Source organism: Mucilaginibacter sp. SG564 (assembly GCF_013149275.1).
GTDB lineage: Bacteria > Bacteroidota > Bacteroidia > Sphingobacteriales > Sphingobacteriaceae > Mucilaginibacter.
Window position 1 is genome coordinate 334,407 of the sequence record NZ_JABGNA010000004.1, and the last position, 19,570, is coordinate 353,976.

The 19,570-nt window shown below is 42.2% G+C and carries 17 protein-coding genes; 13 read left to right on the plus strand and 4 right to left on the minus strand.

What is annotated here, in order from left to right:
- The first annotated feature begins 1,022 nt into the window (after positions 1-1,022).
- Together FHW89_RS11340 and FHW89_RS11345 are read left to right on the plus strand one after the other, a co-directional pair.
- Positions 1,023-1,301 (plus strand): hypothetical protein, encoded by a 279-nt coding sequence (locus FHW89_RS11340; protein ID WP_172335148.1) that lies wholly within the window; start codon positions 1,023-1,025, stop codon positions 1,299-1,301.
- A gap of 16 nt (positions 1,302-1,317) precedes the next feature.
- The gene (locus tag FHW89_RS11345) at positions 1,318-2,205 is read left to right on the plus strand and encodes an NAD(P)-dependent oxidoreductase (RefSeq protein ID WP_172335149.1); all 888 of its coding nucleotides are present in this window, start codon (positions 1,318-1,320) and stop codon (positions 2,203-2,205) included.
- 34 nt (positions 2,206-2,239) lie between these two features.
- Here the strand turns inward: FHW89_RS11345 and ispE are convergent, their stop codons facing one another.
- Positions 2,240-3,046, minus strand: a complete 807-nt coding sequence (gene ispE, locus FHW89_RS11350; RefSeq protein WP_172335150.1) for a 4-(cytidine 5'-diphospho)-2-C-methyl-D-erythritol kinase — start codon at positions 3,044-3,046, stop codon at positions 2,240-2,242.
- 187 nt (positions 3,047-3,233) lie between these two features.
- Between ispE and FHW89_RS11355 the strand changes: the two genes are divergently transcribed.
- The 7 genes from FHW89_RS11355 (at position 3,234) to FHW89_RS11385 (ending at position 10,741) form a co-directional block, all read left to right on the plus strand.
- Complete coding sequence (locus tag FHW89_RS11355) at positions 3,234-4,055, plus strand: thymidylate synthase (RefSeq protein ID WP_172335151.1); 822 nt, start codon at positions 3,234-3,236, stop codon at positions 4,053-4,055.
- A 46-nt stretch (positions 4,056-4,101) separates the two neighbouring features.
- Complete coding sequence (locus FHW89_RS11360) at positions 4,102-4,290, plus strand: hypothetical protein (protein WP_166093936.1); 189 nt, start codon at positions 4,102-4,104, stop codon at positions 4,288-4,290.
- A complete protein-coding gene (locus tag FHW89_RS11365) occupies positions 4,287-4,667 on the plus strand; it encodes a type II toxin-antitoxin system death-on-curing family toxin (protein WP_172335152.1) in 381 nt (126 codons plus the stop codon). Before FHW89_RS11360 ends, FHW89_RS11365 begins: the two co-directional genes overlap by 4 nt.
- A gap of 46 nt (positions 4,668-4,713) precedes the next feature.
- Positions 4,714-5,196, plus strand: coding sequence for a dihydrofolate reductase (locus tag FHW89_RS11370; RefSeq protein ID WP_172335153.1), 483 nt, complete (start codon positions 4,714-4,716; stop codon positions 5,194-5,196).
- Between the two features lie 115 nt (positions 5,197-5,311).
- Positions 5,312-8,305, plus strand: a complete 2,994-nt coding sequence (secDF, locus tag FHW89_RS11375; RefSeq protein WP_172335154.1) for a protein translocase subunit SecDF — start codon at positions 5,312-5,314, stop codon at positions 8,303-8,305.
- 168 nt (positions 8,306-8,473) lie between these two features.
- Positions 8,474-9,787, plus strand: a complete 1,314-nt coding sequence (locus tag FHW89_RS11380) for an NAD(P)/FAD-dependent oxidoreductase (protein ID WP_172335155.1) — start codon at positions 8,474-8,476, stop codon at positions 9,785-9,787.
- A gap of 102 nt (positions 9,788-9,889) precedes the next feature.
- The gene (locus FHW89_RS11385; RefSeq protein ID WP_172335156.1) at positions 9,890-10,741 is read left to right on the plus strand and encodes a hydroxymethylglutaryl-CoA lyase; all 852 of its coding nucleotides are present in this window, start codon (positions 9,890-9,892) and stop codon (positions 10,739-10,741) included.
- A gap of 110 nt (positions 10,742-10,851) precedes the next feature.
- On the opposite strand, the gene FHW89_RS11390 is transcribed toward FHW89_RS11385, so the two are convergent.
- Positions 10,852-12,087, minus strand: coding sequence for an ROK family protein (locus FHW89_RS11390; protein WP_172335157.1), 1,236 nt, complete (start codon positions 12,085-12,087; stop codon positions 10,852-10,854).
- 748 nt (positions 12,088-12,835) lie between these two features.
- Between FHW89_RS11390 and FHW89_RS11395 the strand changes: the two genes are divergently transcribed.
- The 4 genes from FHW89_RS11395 to FHW89_RS11410 are packed head-to-tail and all read left to right on the plus strand — an operon-like array spanning position 12,836 to position 16,511.
- The gene (locus FHW89_RS11395; RefSeq protein ID WP_172335158.1) at positions 12,836-13,726 is read left to right on the plus strand and encodes a hypothetical protein; all 891 of its coding nucleotides are present in this window, start codon (positions 12,836-12,838) and stop codon (positions 13,724-13,726) included.
- A gap of 20 nt (positions 13,727-13,746) precedes the next feature.
- Positions 13,747-14,658 carry a hypothetical protein gene (locus tag FHW89_RS11400; protein WP_172335159.1) on the plus strand — a complete coding sequence of 304 codons (912 nt, stop codon included), beginning with the start codon at positions 13,747-13,749 and terminating at the stop codon, positions 14,656-14,658.
- Positions 14,659-14,701: 43 nt separating this feature from the next.
- Positions 14,702-15,586 carry a hypothetical protein gene (locus FHW89_RS11405; RefSeq protein WP_172335160.1) on the plus strand — a complete coding sequence of 295 codons (885 nt, stop codon included), beginning with the start codon at positions 14,702-14,704 and terminating at the stop codon, positions 15,584-15,586.
- A 22-nt stretch (positions 15,587-15,608) separates the two neighbouring features.
- Positions 15,609-16,511, plus strand: coding sequence for a hypothetical protein (locus FHW89_RS11410; protein WP_172335161.1), 903 nt, complete (start codon positions 15,609-15,611; stop codon positions 16,509-16,511).
- Positions 16,512-16,570: 59 nt separating this feature from the next.
- Here the strand turns inward: FHW89_RS11410 and FHW89_RS11415 are convergent, their stop codons facing one another.
- A complete protein-coding gene (locus FHW89_RS11415; protein WP_172335162.1) occupies positions 16,571-17,005 on the minus strand; it encodes a DUF695 domain-containing protein in 435 nt (144 codons plus the stop codon).
- Positions 17,006-17,101: 96 nt separating this feature from the next.
- Positions 17,102-19,519, minus strand: coding sequence for a glycoside hydrolase family 3 N-terminal domain-containing protein (locus tag FHW89_RS11420; protein ID WP_172335163.1), 2,418 nt, complete (start codon positions 19,517-19,519; stop codon positions 17,102-17,104).
- Positions 19,520-19,570: the final 51 nt, after the last annotated feature.

Sequence of the window (19,570 nt, forward strand, 5' to 3'; positions counted from 1 at the left end):
TTTCTTTTCCGCTTCCTGAGACGACACCTTTCCTGTCAATTGCCAGGTTATTTATCCCCTTATATTGTCCTCCGCATCGCGACAAAATCGCCCTCAATTCCTTCTGTTTTTGAGACAGACCTACCCCGATAGGGGATAGAAAGCCCACAATTCTAAAGGCCATTTTTAAGCCCTGTAAGGCATTATTATTTTTTAACGGGTTTAGCACCGTTTAAACATCACCTCACACAACAGGCGCAAAATTCATTTTTTAGTTAGTGTACCAAATAAAAATCATAGCAATTACATGAAGTTTTTATCTTGTCCACTTTTTAGCTTTTAATTTTATCATTAAATTTTAAAAATAAAGATTAATTAAATTTTATAATAATTTAATAATGAAATATTTATATAGTTTACCAAAAGTAAAAATTAAACAAAATTGAGTTAACTAAAACATCAAAAAACTAAAAATATTAGCAATCAAAATTACAACCCTTAAATACAGAATACATATATTTCATATTCAGATAAATATAAAGTACTATATAAATAAATACTAAACATAATGAATTCAGAAAGGGTATCTAATGATAGTGTTATGAACCTTAAAATACAGGATGAAATAAAACAGGCACATCCCTCCCACTTGTATACAAAAAACTAAATCCCATGAAATTTTTCGAACTCTCGGCTGAGCAGCGATGGTTGATTTTCGACCCAGGACTTGATAATATAAGAGGCAGAAAAAGCCAAAAAACAGAAGAACCATAACTCATGGAATGAGGCTTCCATTTGGCGATCATGAATTTCTTAGAATTGAAATTTCCTTCCGTTCATTTTTTTTTATCAGGATTAAAATTTGGCCCCATCAAAAATCCATTTCAATCCTTCACGAAAATTAAAAATCACTTTTCCAGGAACCCTACTTTTAATCATCCGCTCCCGCCATGTTTTTCAGTTTTCACAAAGCGCTTAATGAAATTGATTTTTAATAAAGATTTAAAAACCGGATATTGTATAAACTGTTAAATCAACTTATCATGAGTATTAAAACAATCACCATAATAGTCGTCACCATTTTGCTTACAGCAGCATTGGCGCAAAACACAGACAAGGTTCCGTTCGCTTTTTTATTCGCGAATTTTTATGTTTCCAAATTAATGATGATGGCGGTAGTAGCTGTCGTGGCTTTTATTTTAGGCTGGCTTGTCGGCCGACCCAAAAAAGCAAAATTTGATATCGGAGGCTATCATGACAATATCCATAAGAAAGACGATCCCAATACACTAAGCGACGAGGACAGAGAGTACATCAGCTAACATCCACCTAACAACCATGGAAAAAAAAATCGGCTTTATCGGCCTTGGTAACATCGGCATGCCCATAGCCCAAAATCTTATCCAGTCGGGTTATCACTTACAGGTTTATAATCGTACCCATTCAAAAACAGATGAGCTCGATCCTGACTACGTCACCAAATGCCAAACGCCTGCCGATGCATCCGAAGGTGCCCACATCGTGATCACCGTAGTTTCAGATGACGAAGTACTGAAAGAAATAACTTTGAGCACGCGGGGCATCCTGGAGAAGTTACCCGAGCATGCTCTCCATATTTCCATGAGTACTGTCTCGCCCGAAACCTCAGAGCAGCTTGCCCAGCTTCATGAGGAGGCGGGCAGCCACTACCTGGCAGCTCCCGTTTTTGGCCGGACTGAAGCAGCCGCTGCCCGCAAACTCTGGATCTGTGTATCGGGCGATCAGCATTCCAAGGATACGGCCAGGCCCGTACTGGATTGCCTTGGTCAGGGTGTGATAGATTTCGGAGAATCTGCAGGCGGAGCAAACGTGGTAAAAATTGCGGGCAACTTTATGATCATGGCCTCGATGGAGATGATGGCAGAGGCATATACCCTTGCCGAGAAGAACGGACTAGACAGGGAGCAGGTGGCCAACTTTTTTGGATCGACGCTATTCAACGTTCCCATTTTTCAAAACTATGGCCGGGTCATCGCCAACAAGCAATATGAGCCGGTAGGTTTCAAGTCGAAATTAGGCTATAAGGACGCGCGTCTGGCATTTAAACTATCCCAGGCAAGCCAGACACCCATGCCGATTGTAAACACCTTACACAGCCGCTTATTAAGCGCCATGGCAAAAGGCTGGAGCGAGACTGACTGGGCAGAGGCTGTTGGACGCGGCGTGAGCGAAGATGCGGGAGTGTGATTTTTTATTTCGGATTTGGATGTTCAAAATTCAACTACACATCATAAAACACTTCATTATCTGCTTCCAGATGCTGCAGATCGGGCGTTTGCTCAAATATACCAAACACCGAGGCACCGCTCCCGCTCATGCTGGCGTATATAGCACCAGCTTCGTACAAGGCCGCTTTTACGCCCCGTATCTCAGCGTGGTTTTTGAAAATTGATAGCTCGAAATCATTTTTGATATATCTTTTCCATTCGGTGATGGGCTGCTCTGCAATCAGATCAAACAGTGATTCTTTTACCAGCGCAGGTTTTACCCCCCGGTAAGCTTCGGCGGTTGATATGTGAACATCCGGCATGACCAGGGCAATTTTATATTTGGACAGATCCAATTTAATCGATTCAAACTCGTCGCCCTTCTCAAAGGCGAACACCGGTTTATTCTCGATAAAGAAAGCACAGTCGGCGCCAAGCTTGCGGGCATATCCCGTCATTTCCTCCACAGACAGCCCAAGTTCAAATTGCTGGTTCATCAGCCTGATAAAATAAGCGGCATCAGCCGAGCCTCCACCCAGACCAGCCCCTATCGGGATACTTTTATGCAGGTGGATACTCACCGGCGGTAGGTTGTGATCATTTTTCAAAAGATGATACCCCTTGATGCAAAGATTATCTTCGGCCCTGCCCGGGATATCCAAACCAGAGGATTCAAAGCTCAGTTGATCACTCTCTACAACTTCAAGCGCATCTTTGATGTTGATAGGATAAAAAATGGTTTCCAGATTATGATAGCCGTCGAGCCGGCGTTCGGTAATGTTAAGGCCAATGTTTATTTTTGCGTTGGGAAAAAGGATCATAGAAAAAAAGACTAACACCGCGTGTATTTTTGCACATCGATTAGGATGTCAAAATTAGATTATTTTTCTTTGCCTTTTAAAATTGTTCATTAGTTCACTGGTTCATGAGTTGATTAAGTTCTTCTAACTTAATCAACCCAATCCAACCACTCACCTAATCAACAAGTAACTTAATCAACCTACAAAAATGAAACAGTATCTCGATTTGATGAGCCATGTGATGGAAACCGGAGCGCAGAAGCATGACAGGACAGGAACCGGTACGGTAAGTGTGTTTGGCTACCAGATGCGTTTCAACCTTAAGGATGGTTTCCCGATGGTGACCACCAAAAAACTGCACCTCAAATCTATCATCCATGAACTGATCTGGTTTTTGAGCGGTGATACCAATATCAGCTACCTTAAACAAAACGGCGTACGCATCTGGGATGAGTGGGCCGACGCCGAAGGCAATCTCGGACCGGTGTACGGATACCAATGGCGTTCGTGGCCAAAGCCCGACGGCAGTCATATCGACCAGATAACCCAGGTGGTAAACCAAATTAAAAACAATCCCGATTCGCGCCGTATGATCGTATCGGCATGGAACGTGGCCGACGTTAATCAGATGGCCTTACCGCCTTGTCATAGTTTGTTTCAGTTTTACGTGGAGCCCCCCAACCAGGACAAGGGCGAAACAAAAGGCAAACTTTCATGCCAATTGTATCAGCGCAGTGCCGATATATTTTTGGGGGTACCATTTAACATCGCATCCTATGCATTGCTCACGATGATGATGGCACAGGTTTGCGATCTGGATTATGGCGACTTCATTCATACCTTTGGCGATGCTCACCTGTACAACAACCACATGGATCAGGCCCGCCTGCAGTTGAGCCGTGAACCTCGTCCCCTACCAACCATGAAGATCAATCCTGAAGTGAAAGACATCTTCGCCTTTAAGTTTGAAGATTTCGCTTTAGAGAATTATGATCCGTGGCCGCACATCAAGGCTGAGGTGGCAGTGTAGATTAGGGCACTGCTTGCCGTTACTTTAAAAATTTGTAAATTTGACTATGACTTCGGTTCAAATAAAAAACGAGATACAAAAGGTACTTGACCAGGTACCTGAAACTGTATTGCAGGATATTTTAGATTTTGTAAAAGAATTACAAACACAATCACCCGAACAAATCAAGCTTGCTAATAATTTAAGAAAAATCCTTTCTGAAGATAAAGGCTTATTGCAAAGACTTGCTCAATGATCGACATTCAAACAACCCTTTTAATCCACAATATTTTAATTGAAAAGTTTGGAGGCGTTAAAGGAATAAGAGACCAGGGGGGATTAGAGGCTGCTATAGCTCGCCCCAATGCAACCTTTGACGGACAGGATCTGTACCCGGAAGCCATCGACAAAGCTGCTGCTATTTTTGAAAGCATTATCATCAATCATCCTTTTCTTGATGGCAACAAAAGAACTGCTTATGCTTTACTCAGGCTAACACTTCTTGAATTTGAAATTGATCTCACTGCCACTGAAGATGAAAAGTATGATATGACAATATCAGCAAGTAAAGGAGAATTAAATTTCGACGGTATAAAATTATGGCTGACTGAAAAAGTTAAGAAAATAAATTAAGCTGCCAAGGCTAATGAACTACTGAACTAATAACACTAATGAACCAATGACTACATCCATCATAGTTGCCACAGCCAAAAACCACGCTATAGGCAAAGACAATAAATTACTTTGGTATTTGCCCAACGATCTGAAACATTTTAAAGATGTCACCACCGGGCATACCGTGATCATGGGGCGTAAAACCTATGAGTCTGTTGGCAAGCCATTACCCAAACGCCGTAACATAGTAGTAACCCAGCAGTCCATCACTATTGAAGGCTGTGAAGTTGCAGGCTCTATAGAAGATGCCCTGGAGCTTTGCGCCGGCGAGGATGAGGTATTTATTGTTGGTGGCGCCCAAATTTACCGGCAAGCTATTCCGCTTACCGATCGTATCTATTTAACCGTGATCGATCAGGATTTTGATGGGGATACTTTTTTCCCGGAGCTGGATCCGCAGGAATGGAAAGAGACAGAACGGGAAAACTTTGAGCCCGACGAAAAAAACAAGTACAGCTACTCCTTCATCACGCTGGAACGCGGCTAACATTTTTTGTCATCAAATTGTTTTAATTTAAAATTTCATGCTTGCGAAATTTTATTAGATTTGCCGTCTTATTTAAAAAAAGCTTATAAACTAATTAATTACATATTATAATTCGATGCAAGGTAAAGGGGTTATTAAATTTTTCGCCATTCTGCTGGCTGTAGTATGCTTATACCAGCTATCTTTCACGTGGGTGGCGCGCAAAGTTCAAAGTGATGCCAAGGTATATTCAAAGGGTGACCCTGCGAGAGAAACAGCGTATCTGGATTCTATGTCAACACAACCGGTATATCCGGTGTTTAAACACAATTATCAATACGTACTGCAAAGAGAACTTGCATTGGGCCTTGACCTTAAAGGCGGGATGAACGTTACCATGCAAATTTCGCTCGATGAGTTGGTGAAGAAAATTGCCAACAACAATCCTGATGTTGCGTTTAATCAAGCTTTGGCTAATGCCGACAAATTACAGGCGAACGCCCAAACCACTCAAAAGGATTTCATCACACTTTTTGTTAGTGAGTACGAGAAACTAAATCCGAACGGTAAGCTGGCCGCTATCTTTTCAACAAAGGATAACCAAGATCATTTAAAGTTTAACGCATCAAACAGCGAGGTTACAGCTTATTTGAAAGATCAGGCTAATACAGCGGTAAAACAATCATACACGGTTTTAAATACCCGTATCAACCAGTTTGGTGTTACACAACCTAACATTCAGCTTGAGCAAAGCTCAAACCGTATCTTGGTTGAGTTACCAGGTGTAAAAGAGCCGGAGCGTGTTCGTAAATTGTTACAAGGTTCTGCTAAGTTGGAATTCTATGAAACTTATGACAACACCGAAGCTTATCAATACCTGATCAATATTGACAACTTACTGGCTGCAAAAAACAAAACAGCTAAAGCTGATTCATCAAAAGCTAAAGCTACCGCAACAACAGCTGCTGCTAAAACTGATACCGCTGCCAAAGCAGGTTCGTTATTGAGCAAGGTTCAAAAAAATGCCGCTAAAGATACGTCCGCAGCAGCATTGGCTAATAAAACACAATTTACGGCGTTACACCCACTATTTTCTGTGTTATCTCCAAACATTGGCCAGGATGCCAGCGGTCAGCAGCAATTAGGTCAGGGTCCTGTTGTTGGTTATTCACCACAAAGAGATACCGCCAAAGTTAACGCTTACCTCCATAGCACCGATGTACAAGCGGTAATACCACGCAACCTGAAATTTCTTTGGGAGGTAAAGCCATTAAAAAATAACAAGGACAAAGCATTTGCTCTATACGCCATCAAATTAACAGGCGCCGACAATGGCCCGGTATTATCAGGCGACGTGATCACTGACGCCCGTGCCGATAACGATCCAAAAGGGAATCCAGAGGTTGTGATGATCATGAACTCAGAGGGTGCCCAGAAATGGCGTACTGTTACAGCCGAGGCATCGTCAGGTACCAACAAAAAAGCGGTAGCCATTGTATTGGATGATAACGTATACTCTGCTCCAAACGTACAGAACGAGATCTCTGGTGGTGTATCTTCTATCTCTGGAAACTTTACTATTGAGGATACCAAGGATTTGGCCAACGTTTTAAAAGCTGGTCGTTTACCTGCTCCTGCGCATATCATATCAGAATCGGTAGTAGGTCCGTCATTAGGTCAGGAAGCTATCAATGCCGGTGTTACTTCAAGTATATTAGGCTTGGTTGTTGTATTGATATTTATGATTGCTTATTACAATCGTGCAGGTACTGTAGCGGTAGTAGCGGTTGTCATCAACATATTTTTCCTGATGGGCGTATTAACCAGCTTAGGCGCGGTATTAACCTTGCCTGGTATTGCCGGTATCGTGCTCACATTGGGTATTGCGGTTGATGCCAACGTACTGGTTTATGAACGCGTTCGTGAAGAACTGGGCTTAGGCAAATCATTAAGAATAGCTGTAGCTGATGGTTTCAAACACGCTTTACCATCTATCCTCGATTCACAGATCAGTACATTCTTAACCGGTGTAATCCTGTTTATCTTTGGTTCGGGCCCAATCCAGGGTTTCGCTACCACATTGATGATCGGTATCATTACCTCATTGTTCTGTTCACTACTGATCTCAAGGGTTATATTTGAGTGGATGCTTGACAAAGGATGGGATATCAAATTCTCAAACCCATGGAGCTCACATACCTTCAAAAACGCAAATTTTAAATTCGTTAAAAACCGTTTCAAGTTTTACGCTTTTTCGGGCATATTCATATTAGCAGGTTTAATATCCATCTTTACACGCGGATTTAGCTACGGTGTGGATTTTGAGGGTGGCCGTAATTATATTGTTACCTTCCCTAACAAAGCTGTTACAACAGAAGCTATTCATGATGCCGTTGACGCTACATTGGGTCGTAGTACTGAGGTTAAAACATTTGGTGCCGATAAAATGAGCATCACTACCAACTTATTGATCCGGGATAACAATGCAGCTACCGACGCTAAAGTAAGGAATACATTGATCCAGGCTTTGGGTTCAAAAGAAGCCACCCGTATAACCGATAAAGATATCGTTGGTTTCTCAAAAGTAAGTGCCACTGTTGCCGATGAATTAAAAACATCAGCTATCTATACCGTATTGTTCGCCATATTTGTGATCTCGGCTTACATCCTGATCCGTTTCCGCAAATGGCAGTTCAGCTTAGGTGCGATGGTGGCTACAGCTCACGATGCCTTGCTGGTACTATCATTCTTCTCTTTATTCAGAGGATTACTTCCATTCTCCCTGGATATTGACCAGGCATTCATCGCAGCTATACTAACAGTTATCGGCTACTCTATTAACGATACGGTGGTAGTATTTGACAGGATCCGCGAGTTCCTGGAACTTCACCATGCCAAAACTGATGATCCTGAAGAAGTAATCAACCAGGCTATCAACAGTACGCTAAGCCGTACCATCATTACCGCTTTAACTGTGGTATTCGTATTGATCGTGTTGTTCATATTTGGTGGCGATGTGATCAAAGGATTCTCATTCGCGTTATTGATCGGTGTGATCTTCGGAACATACTCATCTATCTGCGTAGCCACACCGGTTATAGTTGACTTTGGTAAAAAAGATCTGAGATAATAAACTCTATAAATTTATTTGCAAGGCCCCAAAGAACTTTTGGGGCCTTTTTTGTTATATAAAAAACACCTCACCCAAACCCTCTCCAAAGGGAGAGGGTTTTAAAATAATATTTTTAAAACCCTCCTCCATCGGGGGAGATTTAAAGGAGGTTAAAACACCCGTGCTATGAACTTAACAGACAGCTCAAAATTTCCACTGGTAGTTATTGTAGGCGGGGGCTTTGGCGGGCTCCAGGTAGCCAAACATCTCAAGGATAAGCCCGTTGAGGTCTTAATGCTCGATAAACATAATTACCACACTTTTCAGCCGCTTTTATACCAGGTGGCCACAGGTAGTCTTGAATCGGAATCCATCGCTTTTTCATTACGTAAGAACTTTGCCAGCCAAAAAAACTTTAGGTTCAGGATTGCCGAGGTAACCAAGGTAAATGCGGAAAAGAACACCATTGATACCACTATTGGCCAAATAGTCTATGATTACCTGGTGATAGCCACAGGATCAACCACCAACTTTTTCGGAAATAAGGATATTGAAAAGTTTTCGATGCCCATGAAATCAGTTCCTGAGGCGCTTAACCTGCGATATGCCATTCTGCAAAATATTGAGGAAGCCTTACTAAAACCCACCAAAGAAGAACGCGACCCTTATCTCACCTTTGTTCTGGTAGGTGCCGGTCCAACCGGTGTGGAACTATCCGGAGCACTGGCCGAATTACGCAACCATATCCTGGCCAAAGATTATCCCGAACTCAAAAAAGAGGATATGAAAGTGTACCTGGTTGATTTTCTGCCCAAAGTACTCGGGCCTTTTTCTGAGGAAGCCTCTGCCGCCACCAAAGAGTTTTTGACCAAAATGGGCGTGGAAGTACTTTTAGGTGTAAAAGTAGATAGCTACGATGGCGAGGAAATCAAATTTGAAGGCGGTAAAACTATCCGCACCAAAACCGTGATCTGGAGTGCCGGCGTTATGGGTGTTGTCCCTGAAGGTATCGACCCTAATTTTATTGAGCGTGGCAACCGGATCAGGACGGATAGCGTTTGTCGTGTAATAGAAACCCAGAACATATTTGCCATCGGCGATGTAGCCGCCATGATAACTGACGAAACTCCTAAAGGACATCCTGGTGTGGCGCAGGTGGCCATACAAATGGGCCAACATGTAGCCAAAACCATCGCACAGCTGATCAACCATGAACCAACGGTACCCTTTAAATATTTCGACAAAGGCTCATTAGCTACTATCGGTCGGAACAAAGCCGTGGCCGATCTGGGTAAAATAAAATTTCAGGGATTTTTTGCCTGGCTGGTATGGCTGTTCGTCCATCTGATATCGCTTTTAGGCGGCCGCAACAAGGTTATCGTATTTATTAACTGGGTATCCAGCTATATCACTTATAACGGTGGTACAAGGCTCATAATCCGCAAGTTTGAACGCGAGGGTCTTACCGAAGATGAACATTTACCCAATACAGTTGATTGATTTATTAAGTCTTAAGCCGAAAGTCAAAAGTCTTTAAGTAGTCCCAAAGTTTCAGACTTAAAAGCTAACTTTGGACTATAGACCTCAGACTTAGCATTTGAAATGAGCATAAAAATAACCGAATGCCCCCGCGATGCCATGCAGGGCCTGCATGATTTTGTACCTACCGATATCAAAGCGGCTTATATCAACCTGCTGTTACAAGTGGGCTTTGATACCATCGACTTTGGCAGCTTTGTATCGGCAAAGGCCATACCTCAGCTCCAAGATACCGCCGAAGTATTAAAAAAGCTGGATACGAGCAACACTCAATCAAAGCTATTGGCCATCATCGCCAACTATCGCGGTGCTGAGGACGCGGTTAAACACGAGGAGATCACCTACCTGGGCTACCCTTTTTCCATATCCGAAACTTTCCAGATCCGTAATACCAATACCAAATTACCTCAGGCTTTTGAAAATGTAAAAAGGATCAACGGGTTATGCCATAACAGCGGTAAAAAGTTGTTGGTTTACCTGTCTATGGGCTTCGGCAATCCATATGGCGACGAATGGAATACCGGCATTATTGAACACTGGACAGAACAGATTGTTGATTTGGGCATCAAAAACATAGCCCTTGCAGATACCATTGGCATTGCCCAGGCAGAGCAAATCGGTAGTATTTATCCCGATTTGTGCCGTAAATTCCCGGAAACAGAGTTCGGCATCCACCTACATTCTACGCCCGATACCTGGCAGCCCAAGATAGCCGCAGCCTATGAAAGCGGCTGCAAACGCTTTGACGTTGCACTGAAAGGATATGGAGGCTGCCCAATGGCCGCAGACGATCTCACAGGCAATATCGCTACCGAAAACCTAATCAGATACCTTCAATCACAACATGAGCTCCTGGGGCTTGATTTGGCCAAATTTCAGGAGGCTATAGATTATTCAGGAAAAGTTTTTGGGTAAATGTGCAAATACTCGGATGTGCAAATGAAATGATTTAAGGATAATTTGATTTTTTAATCAGTACATCCGCACATTTGAAATCTGCACATCTGATCTTATCCACATATCTATTACGCCAAAGCCTTAGCCGCTTTGCTCATTTTGGCTTTTAAGTTTTTGTCAAAATTCTCCATTACGAGCACGGCTGCACCAATCAGTTCGGCATCAAAACCAAGTTCGGATACCAGTAGCTCGGTACCACCGGCCAATCTCGGGATACAATATTTGTGCAATGCCTGCTGTATTGGCGCCATCAGTATCTTGGCAACTTTAGCTCCTCTGCCGCTCAGCACAATATTAGCGGGGTTCATGATGTGAATAAGGATAGCCAGGGCCTTCCCTATTTTATAACCCGCGTCTGATAGCAGCTCAATGGCAAACTGATCACCATTATTAGCAGCTTCCAGTACAGCATCACCCATAAGCTTAGAATGGTCATTATCGTTACTGTTATATTTTAAACTCGTGATACGCCCCTGCTGAATGCCCGCAATCGCCTTCCGGGCTACTACCAGCATGGATGCTTCCGCTTCCAAACAGCCGCGCTTACCGCATTCGCAAAGCGCCCCATCTTCCGATAAGGGTATATGGCTTAGTTCGCCGGCAAAACCATTATAACCGCGGAACAATTTACCATTCACAATCATCCCCAAACCTATACCCCATCCCAGGTTGATCACCATAACTTCGTTTTGTGATTTAGCTATACCAAACTTCTGTTCGGCCAGGGCTATCAGGCTGGAGTCGTTATCTATATACGTAGTGATACCCGTTTTAGCGGTCAAATAAGCGGTCAGGCTTTCGCCGCCAGCATCAAGATAGGTATAATTGATCCCTTCGGTAACGTTGATAAAGCCCGGCATCCCGATACCTATTCCGGCTATCTTTTCTTTGGCTACACGCGATCCTTTAATATAGTTATTGATCTCTGCGGTTAACTTGCCCAGGGCATCAGGATTGTTCAAAAGTTTAAGTTCAAAAGTAACCATATCGGCTACCGCGTTATTCAACAGATCAAAAAGCTGGATACGTGCTGTAAGCTGATCAAGTGCTATAGCCAGAATATACATGGTATTGGCTTTTACCGAATACATCAATGGCCTGCGGCCACCGCTTGAAGGGGCATAACCATCTTCAACAACAAAACCTTCATCCATTAACTCATTTACAGCTTTGGCAATCGATGGTATACTTTTGTCAAATAATTCGCTCAGCTCCGCGCATGACATCGCCTTATTAAAGTAAAGCGTTTTAATGATCATGTTTTTTAGCCTACCGCCCTTTACACCTTTGTTCTCCAGTTCCATTAAATAATTTAAATTGGGTTTATAAAAGGCAATGCCTTAGTGTTTTGAATTGTATAAAAATATAAATAAAGTATATAACTACAACTGTTATTATTACACTTAGCGAATACCTGTATAATTGACAAAATTAATGAAACAATTGCCTACAGAAAGTAAAAAAAGTTATTGCATACAGGTATTGAGATATTGTACCAAAATTCCAGTGGGCGATTTTCACCCCATGAGTTTATACTTGGCAAAAAACTTTTTAAACCTATGATTTTAACACTTTTTTAGTCAAAAATGAGGTAAAAAGACTCGATAATTGCCCGTTTTAACAAAACTTTAAGGCCATTTTAACACTTTTTAACAAATTTTTAGCCTGTTTTAAAAGGTTTAAAAAGTATCAATACATTGATTTTCAAATAACGAAATACAAAAAGATCGGTTTTTATATTGTTTTTCTCCTTAACCAAACAGCCCGGAACTTTGACAAAGTTCCGGGCTGTCTGGTACGTAAATATATCAAAAATTCCTGATAACTAAAAATGAATTTACGTGATGATCACTCTGGTTATGATCAATAATTACTGTATTAAATACCTGTTCTATAGCTGTCTGACAGACCATGGTCGGCAAGAAAAAAAAATCACAAACAGTTAAAACCAAAATCTGTTTTATGGGTTACTTTCATACTCCTTTGAAAAACTTCACTTTTTTTTCCAAACAGTTAATAATTAGTACATTTATGCATTAAAATCTAAACCAAATGAAACAGAAAATTATACTCTACAGCATTTGTTTATGCCTGTTTTTTGCCTGTAAAAAGGACAAAAAGACACCCGACCCTGATACTAAGCTATACCCCATAAGCTTTAATGTATCGGGCTTTTCGCAAACCAATGTACCTACTGCAGATAAGGCAAAAACAAATTCCCTCACCATACAGGCTACGGATACCATACCTGTACAATCTTTGTATTATGCGGTATATGTGGATCGTGGGCCGCTATATGGTCATGGGCCTTTGGTGACTTACAGACGCGTTTTGAAAGGCGATCAAAACTTTGGCCAGTTTAAAGATAATCTGCCAGCGGGGACTTATCAAGCCTTGTTTTGTGGAGGATCAAATAACTTAATTTTTGACATTCCCGATGTAGCCTTCTATTATAATACCCATACATGGGACGATACCTTTTATAAAGTTGTACCTTTTACGGTAACTTCCGGGCCTGTAAACCAATCGGTTGTTATACCCCGGAGAACTGCAAAATTATCTTTAGTAATAAAAGATGCCATACCAACCGGAACCTCAAAAATAGTGGTACATTTTTCTGATTCATCTTCAATAAAGCCCTATTATCCACCCGCTTCTTTAGTTACCAATCAAACCACCCAGGTTATTAATGCGACAGATGCGGGTAAAGCAAATTATACTTTTAGCATGAATACCCTAAATGATACCAGGCCATTTGATGTAACAGTTGATTATTACGGCCCCAACCCAGTTGGGCCCCTGGGTACAAAAATCATCAAAAACGTGGTATGTAAACCCAATACCAGAACCATACTTTCCGGATACTTATTTACCCAGGATAATGGCCAGTTTACGATAACGGTTAATCAGGATTGGAATCCACCTGTAAATGTTAATTTTTAATTGTCTTAAATCTAATCCAAATGAAAAGAGCTTTAATTTGCTTCACTTTAATAAGCATAGCACTATTATCGTGTAAAAAAGACCATCATACTCAAACAACTGAGCCTACAGGTAAACTGTATCCGGTTTCCTTTAATATTTCAAGCTTTAGTCAGGTAAACGTTCCTGACAACCAAAACAGCAAAATCAAAATAAATGCTGTTGATCCTTCGGCAACCAGTATCGTTAAACTGGTTTATAAATTATTCGATTCTAACAACGTACTTAAAAAAACAGTATTCATCAAAAAGGGCGCTCCCAATTTTGGAACATTTACAGACAGTATCCCTGCCGGTAGTTATAAAGCAGTATTTCTTGGGCTAAAGGACTCCGCCAATTACATAGGTACTTACGCGGGTGACCCAACCCGTTTTTCTTATTATTATGCTACTGGTATTGCATTTCCGGAAACATTTTACAGCAATGCCAGCTTCACTGTTGGTAATGCCCCTGTACAGCAGAGTATTGTTTTGCAAAGATTAAATTCAGAAGTATTAGTTATCATTAAGGATGCTATCCCTCCCAAAACAGCCAGCATTACTATAGATATCACCGGAAATTTTGTATGCTCTTATCTTGATGGAAAATCGTCAGGTTCCATATCAGCAGGGATTGCCACAGTTGCTATTACCAGTAGCAATATAGGCACAACTAATTTCCAGTTAGGCCCAAGGAGCGTATTTAATAATACTACACCCGTTACAGTTTCAATTACGGCTAAAGCAGCTGATGGTACCATCATGGTGCAAAAAACAATTGGCAATGTAACACTTCAGCCAAATACCAGAACTATATTAACCGGTAACGTATTTACTAATAGCGCTGGCACCGGAGGACTTGCCGTAACATTCAATCCAGATTACAATACCACTGATATTAATCAAAGTTTTTAAATGAACGGCTATCAATTCATAAAATATTCAAAACCCAAAATTGATGAAACAGAAAATTTTACTTTGCGGCATCTGCGTTCTATTGCTTTTTGCCTGTAAAAAGGATAAAAAAGCGCCCGATACCAAACTTTACCCTATCACTTTTAAAGTATCTGGCTTTTCGCAAAGCGCAGTGCCTTTAGATAGTAAAACAAAAACAAATTCCCTCGGCACGCAGGCCACAGATACAGTGCCTGTGCAATTATTGTATTATAGCTTATACAATAGTGACGGGTTATTAGTTTCTGCCAGAAATGTTAAGAAAGGTGATGCTAACTTTGGTCAGTTTAACGAAAATGTGCCTGCAGGAAATTATAAGGCTGTATTTTGTGGGGGATCAAATAATTTACTGGCTTACAGAACATTCTTCACTTATATTACCCGACCAGATATTGAGGGAGGCCCGGCTTATTGGGATGACACTTTTTTTAAGTTGATCCCTTTTACTGTAACCAATACAGGCATAAATCAATCAGTTACACTTTCCAGGGCAACAGCGCGATTAGCTATAGTGTTGAAGGATGCCATACCAACAGGCACATCAAAAATAGTGGTAAAATTTCAAGACACATCCGCCATAGGATCCGACGGGTTACATCACTTCCAAGCCATCAATACAACTACAAAAACTATTACTACAGCAGATGTTGGCACTACAAATTATACTATTGTTATGAATACGCTAAATAATATTAAGCCTTTTGATGTAACGATTGATTATTATGGAGCTAATCCATCCGGGCCACTGGGTACAAAAACCATTAAAAATGTAGTTTGTAAAACTAATTACATCACTACACTCTCCGGAAATTTATTTACCCAGGGCAACGCTCAATTTGTATTAGCGATTGATCAGGATTGGGGGGCACCGGTAAACGTTAGTTTTTAATTTTACTTAATTCTTTCCAGATATGAAAAAGGCTTTATTTATATATTTTACCTTGCTTGGTGTTACATTGTTATCATGCAAAAAAGATAACCATACAAAAACTAACCCTACAGGTAAACTTTATCCCGTTTCTTTTAGCTTATCGGGCTTCACGTCGACAATCGACCCCATTGAGCAAAATAGTAAGATCAAGGTAAACACTGTCGATCCTTCGGCAAGTACAGTTGTTAAATTGATATATAAACTTTTTGATTCTAATAACTCACTCAAAAAAACGCTAATTATTAATAAAGGGGCACCCAACTTCGGAACAATTGCAGATAGCCTTGTAGCAGGCACTTATACGGCCGCATTTGTTGGTTTAACCGATACTATTCCTGCTGACTTCGGAGATACTGGACTCATTTTTAATTACCGTACTTATGCTTACTTTCCGGAAACATTTTATAGCAATGTTCACTTTACCGTTGGCAATACATCCGTACAACAGAATTCAGTTTTAAAACGATTAAATTCCGAGATACAGGTAGTTATTAAGGATGCCATTCCATCAGGGGTATCCCGGATTAATATAACTGTTTTAGGTGCATATCAAGCATGTACTTATTTGGATGGAAAGTCTACAGGATCAAATACCGGCGGAACATCGTCTACGCCCGTAACCAATGCTAATGTAGGTACAACCAATTTTCCATTAAGTCCCGTAACACGTTTATTCAATAATACATCAACAGTGACTATCCTTATTGATGCCATATCTCCTAATGGCACAGACGTAGCTTTCAAAACGATTAATAACGTAACGCTTCAGCCAAACGTCAGGACCATATTAACGGGTAATGTATTTTCGAATGATGGTAGCCCCGGAGGGTTTGCCGTATCATTTGATTCAAATTACAGTGGCAATCTTAGCCAGGGATTCTAAATAATTTAATACGTGGAGGATGGGCAGATGGCCCCTCCACGTTTTTTTTAAACAGATGATTACTCTCCGCCAAAATCTTCTATAACCCCAAAATATTCGTCCCAATTGGGGTCATCGTCAACGCTGATGTCGATAGGTAATGGATCAAAAATTGCCAAAGCTTCGTTCAACCTTTGGCCGGCCATGTTAATATCAGTGGTATAAAATGCCCACCATCTTTCGTTATCACAGGTAAAAACAAAAGCCAGTATGGTTTGGTTATCTCCCTCAAAAGCATCCACAAGCGCATCCTCAACACTGGCCATCAGATCCATATCTTTCTGCGTCGGGAGCAAAGAATCATCAAAACTTTCGTAAGTCCAGATAATGTCCATCCGACGTGGGTATAAACCCGATTCTATAAAATCCTGAAGGTTAGGCCTGTACCTGACCAATCCGGGTATTTCGTCGTCGGTTACAAAATCAATACCAACCCATGAATCATCTAATTTCATATCCCAATAATACAAAAAAGACTTCCGAAGTTTCCTAAACTTCGGAAGTCTTTTCCAGCTATTTAGCTTTAAGCTTTTCGCCTTTGGCTTTAAGCCTTATTGTACTTCAAACTCTTTTTTCAATTTAATATCCACCGATGAGCTGCCTATCATGACCATGAATTTGCCGGGTTCAACCGTCCAGTTCATGTTTTTATCCAGTATGGCCAGGTCGTCAGGGTGCAGGGTAAATTGTACAATTTTCTTTTCGCCGGGGGCCAGGTTTACGCGTTCAAAGCCGCGCAGATCATACTCGTAAGTGGTTACACTGCTTACTTCGTCTTTAAGGTATAGTTGCACTACCTCATCGCCTTTGCGGCTGCCGGTATTGGTTACATCCACGCTCACTTGTACATCGCCTTGTGCGTTTTCTTTCTCGGGCGATATCTGCAGGTTGCTGTATTCAAACTTGGTATAGCTTAAGCCATAGCCGTAAGGGTACAATGCGCCGTTCACACTGGTTTTGCCCCAGCTGTTTTCGCCGCCCTGGCTGGCCTGTGAGGCTGGCTTAAACGGAAAGTTAAATTCAATTTGCCCGGTAGTTTTTGGGAAGGTTATAGGTAGTCTGCCACCTGGGTTATTATCGCCAAACAGGGTTTCGGCAACAACCTTACCGCTTTCGGGGCCGGGGAACCAGGCTTCGAGTATGGCCGGTACAAATTTATTTTCCCAGTTGATGGTGAGCGGTTGCCCGTTGATCATCACCATCACTACCGGTTTGCCGGTAGCCTGTAGTGCCTGGATCAGTTTTAACTGCCTGCCGGGTAAATTTAGTCCTGTACGGGACAGGCTCTCGCCTACCCTTTCAAAGTCTTCGCCTACCACAGCTATTACTACGTCGGCCTGTTTGGCTTGTGTTACCGCCGAATCAATACCGGCTTGCTCCTGCGCCGTAAGCGGTGTTTCAATGATCTCACTTTCGGGCCAGGTGGCATCCACTACGTTACAGCCTTTGGCATAGGTAACATTTACATCCTTACCCACATAATTTTTAATCCCGTCCAACACATTGGTAACCGGGTTGTGCGACGGGCCGTAACGGCTGGTTGCATAGTTTTTTTCGGCAGCCAGCGGACCAGTCACCAGTATGTTTTTCAATTTGCTTTTATCCAAAGGCAACAGATCGCCCTGGTTCTTCAACAATACCATCGATTCACGATTCATTTGCAACGACATAGCATTATCAGCCGCCGTATGCACTTTCTTGTCGGATGATTTTGGATCTTTTACATACGGGTCATCAAACAAACCCAGGCGGAATTTTACCCGCAGCACATCACCAACCCGGGAGTCAACTACTTTCATAGAAAGCTTGTTTTCTTTGATCAGCTCGCGCAGGGGCATAATATAAGTTTGAGGCATGGTGAAGTTGGTGCGCACGTTTAGTCCGGCTTCTACGGCCTGTCTTACTGCTTCTTTATAATCACCTGCAACGTGATGTTTGGAGTAAAGGTATTCCACCGCCTCGCTATCGGATACCACATAGCCGTTGAAGCCAAATTTCTGGCGAAGCAGCTCGGTTAAGAAGTAATAACTGCCGGTAATGGGCACGCCATCCCAATCGTTATAACTGCTCATAACACCCATAGGGTGCGCCTCCTGTATTACCCGGCGAAATGGGTACAGGTAGATCTGGTACATCTCGCGCGGGGCCACATGCGGATCGGTACGGGCGCTGCCGTCGCGACCACCTTTAGGCACACTGTATACCGCGAAATGTTTCAGGGTTGAGGCTACGCCCTCCTCCTGGATACCCAGCACCATTTGTTTACCCAGTTCGGCAATGTGAAAAGGGTTTTCGCCATAACACTCCACTACCCGGCCCCAACGCTGATCGCGCGCAGGGTCAAGAATGGGTGCATAAACGTTAGTATATCCCAGTGCTTTAGCCTCGCGGCCAACGGTTTGCCCGGCCTGGCGTACCAGTTGTTTATCAAAAGTACTGCCGATAGATATGGGCGCAGGCAAAGGTGTGGCCCGGTCATGATTGAGGCCGTGGATGCCTTCGTTGGTAAAATCAACCGGGATACCCAGTCGGGTTTCTTCTACAAACCATTTTTGGATGGTATTAATGGCCGAAGCATGTTTGCTGTAGGGGAAAGAATATTCGGTGTACGCCCTGTCGGTTGTGGAAACCAAATTGTTTAGCTCCTCGTCGATATTGGCAATACCATCTTTCCAAACCTCGTTTTTCCATGACTCGGCTGGCATTTCTTCTTTTAAAACCCGTTTGTAGCCATAAAGGGTGGCCATTTGGCAGGTTTTCTCTTCAACGGTCATCTGGCTTAGCAAGTCCGCAACGCGTTTATCAACGGTTTGCGAGGGGTCTTCAAAAACGTCCATTTTGCCGTTCTTGTTAAAATCAACCCAGCCTTTATGGTAAATGTTTTTTTGTTGTGCCGATGCGGATAGGGCTAATCCGGCGATCAGCGCGGAAGCCATGCCTGCGCGGCACAGGGAGTACTTTTTTCTCATGCAGATATAATTGGGGTTACTACGCCAAATATATGTTTTAAGAGTTCTGCT

Excerpts from the sequence above, each read along its gene's own strand:
- FHW89_RS11340 (WP_172335148.1), top strand. The coding sequence starts at position 1,023 with ATGAGTATTAAAACAATCACCATAATAGTCGTCACCATTTTGCTTACA.
- FHW89_RS11345 (WP_172335149.1), top strand. The coding sequence starts at position 1,318 with ATGGAAAAAAAAATCGGCTTTATCGGCCTTGGTAACATCGGCATGCCC.
- ispE (WP_172335150.1), bottom strand. The coding sequence starts at position 3,046 with ATGATCCTTTTTCCCAACGCAAAAATAAACATTGGCCTTAACATTACC.
- FHW89_RS11355 (WP_172335151.1), top strand. The coding sequence starts at position 3,234 with ATGAAACAGTATCTCGATTTGATGAGCCATGTGATGGAAACCGGAGCG.
- FHW89_RS11360 (WP_166093936.1), top strand. The coding sequence starts at position 4,102 with ATGACTTCGGTTCAAATAAAAAACGAGATACAAAAGGTACTTGACCAG.
- FHW89_RS11365 (WP_172335152.1), top strand. The coding sequence starts at position 4,287 with ATGATCGACATTCAAACAACCCTTTTAATCCACAATATTTTAATTGAA.
- FHW89_RS11370 (WP_172335153.1), top strand. The coding sequence starts at position 4,714 with ATGACTACATCCATCATAGTTGCCACAGCCAAAAACCACGCTATAGGC.
- secDF (WP_172335154.1), top strand. The coding sequence starts at position 5,312 with ATGCAAGGTAAAGGGGTTATTAAATTTTTCGCCATTCTGCTGGCTGTA.
- FHW89_RS11380 (WP_172335155.1), top strand. The coding sequence starts at position 8,474 with ATGAACTTAACAGACAGCTCAAAATTTCCACTGGTAGTTATTGTAGGC.
- FHW89_RS11385 (WP_172335156.1), top strand. The coding sequence starts at position 9,890 with ATGAGCATAAAAATAACCGAATGCCCCCGCGATGCCATGCAGGGCCTG.
- FHW89_RS11390 (WP_172335157.1), bottom strand. The coding sequence starts at position 12,087 with ATGGAACTGGAGAACAAAGGTGTAAAGGGCGGTAGGCTAAAAAACATG.
- FHW89_RS11395 (WP_172335158.1), top strand. The coding sequence starts at position 12,836 with ATGAAACAGAAAATTATACTCTACAGCATTTGTTTATGCCTGTTTTTT.
- FHW89_RS11400 (WP_172335159.1), top strand. The coding sequence starts at position 13,747 with ATGAAAAGAGCTTTAATTTGCTTCACTTTAATAAGCATAGCACTATTA.
- FHW89_RS11405 (WP_172335160.1), top strand. The coding sequence starts at position 14,702 with ATGAAACAGAAAATTTTACTTTGCGGCATCTGCGTTCTATTGCTTTTT.
- FHW89_RS11410 (WP_172335161.1), top strand. The coding sequence starts at position 15,609 with ATGAAAAAGGCTTTATTTATATATTTTACCTTGCTTGGTGTTACATTG.
- FHW89_RS11415 (WP_172335162.1), bottom strand. The coding sequence starts at position 17,005 with ATGAAATTAGATGATTCATGGGTTGGTATTGATTTTGTAACCGACGAC.
- FHW89_RS11420 (WP_172335163.1), bottom strand. The coding sequence starts at position 19,519 with ATGAGAAAAAAGTACTCCCTGTGCCGCGCAGGCATGGCTTCCGCGCTG.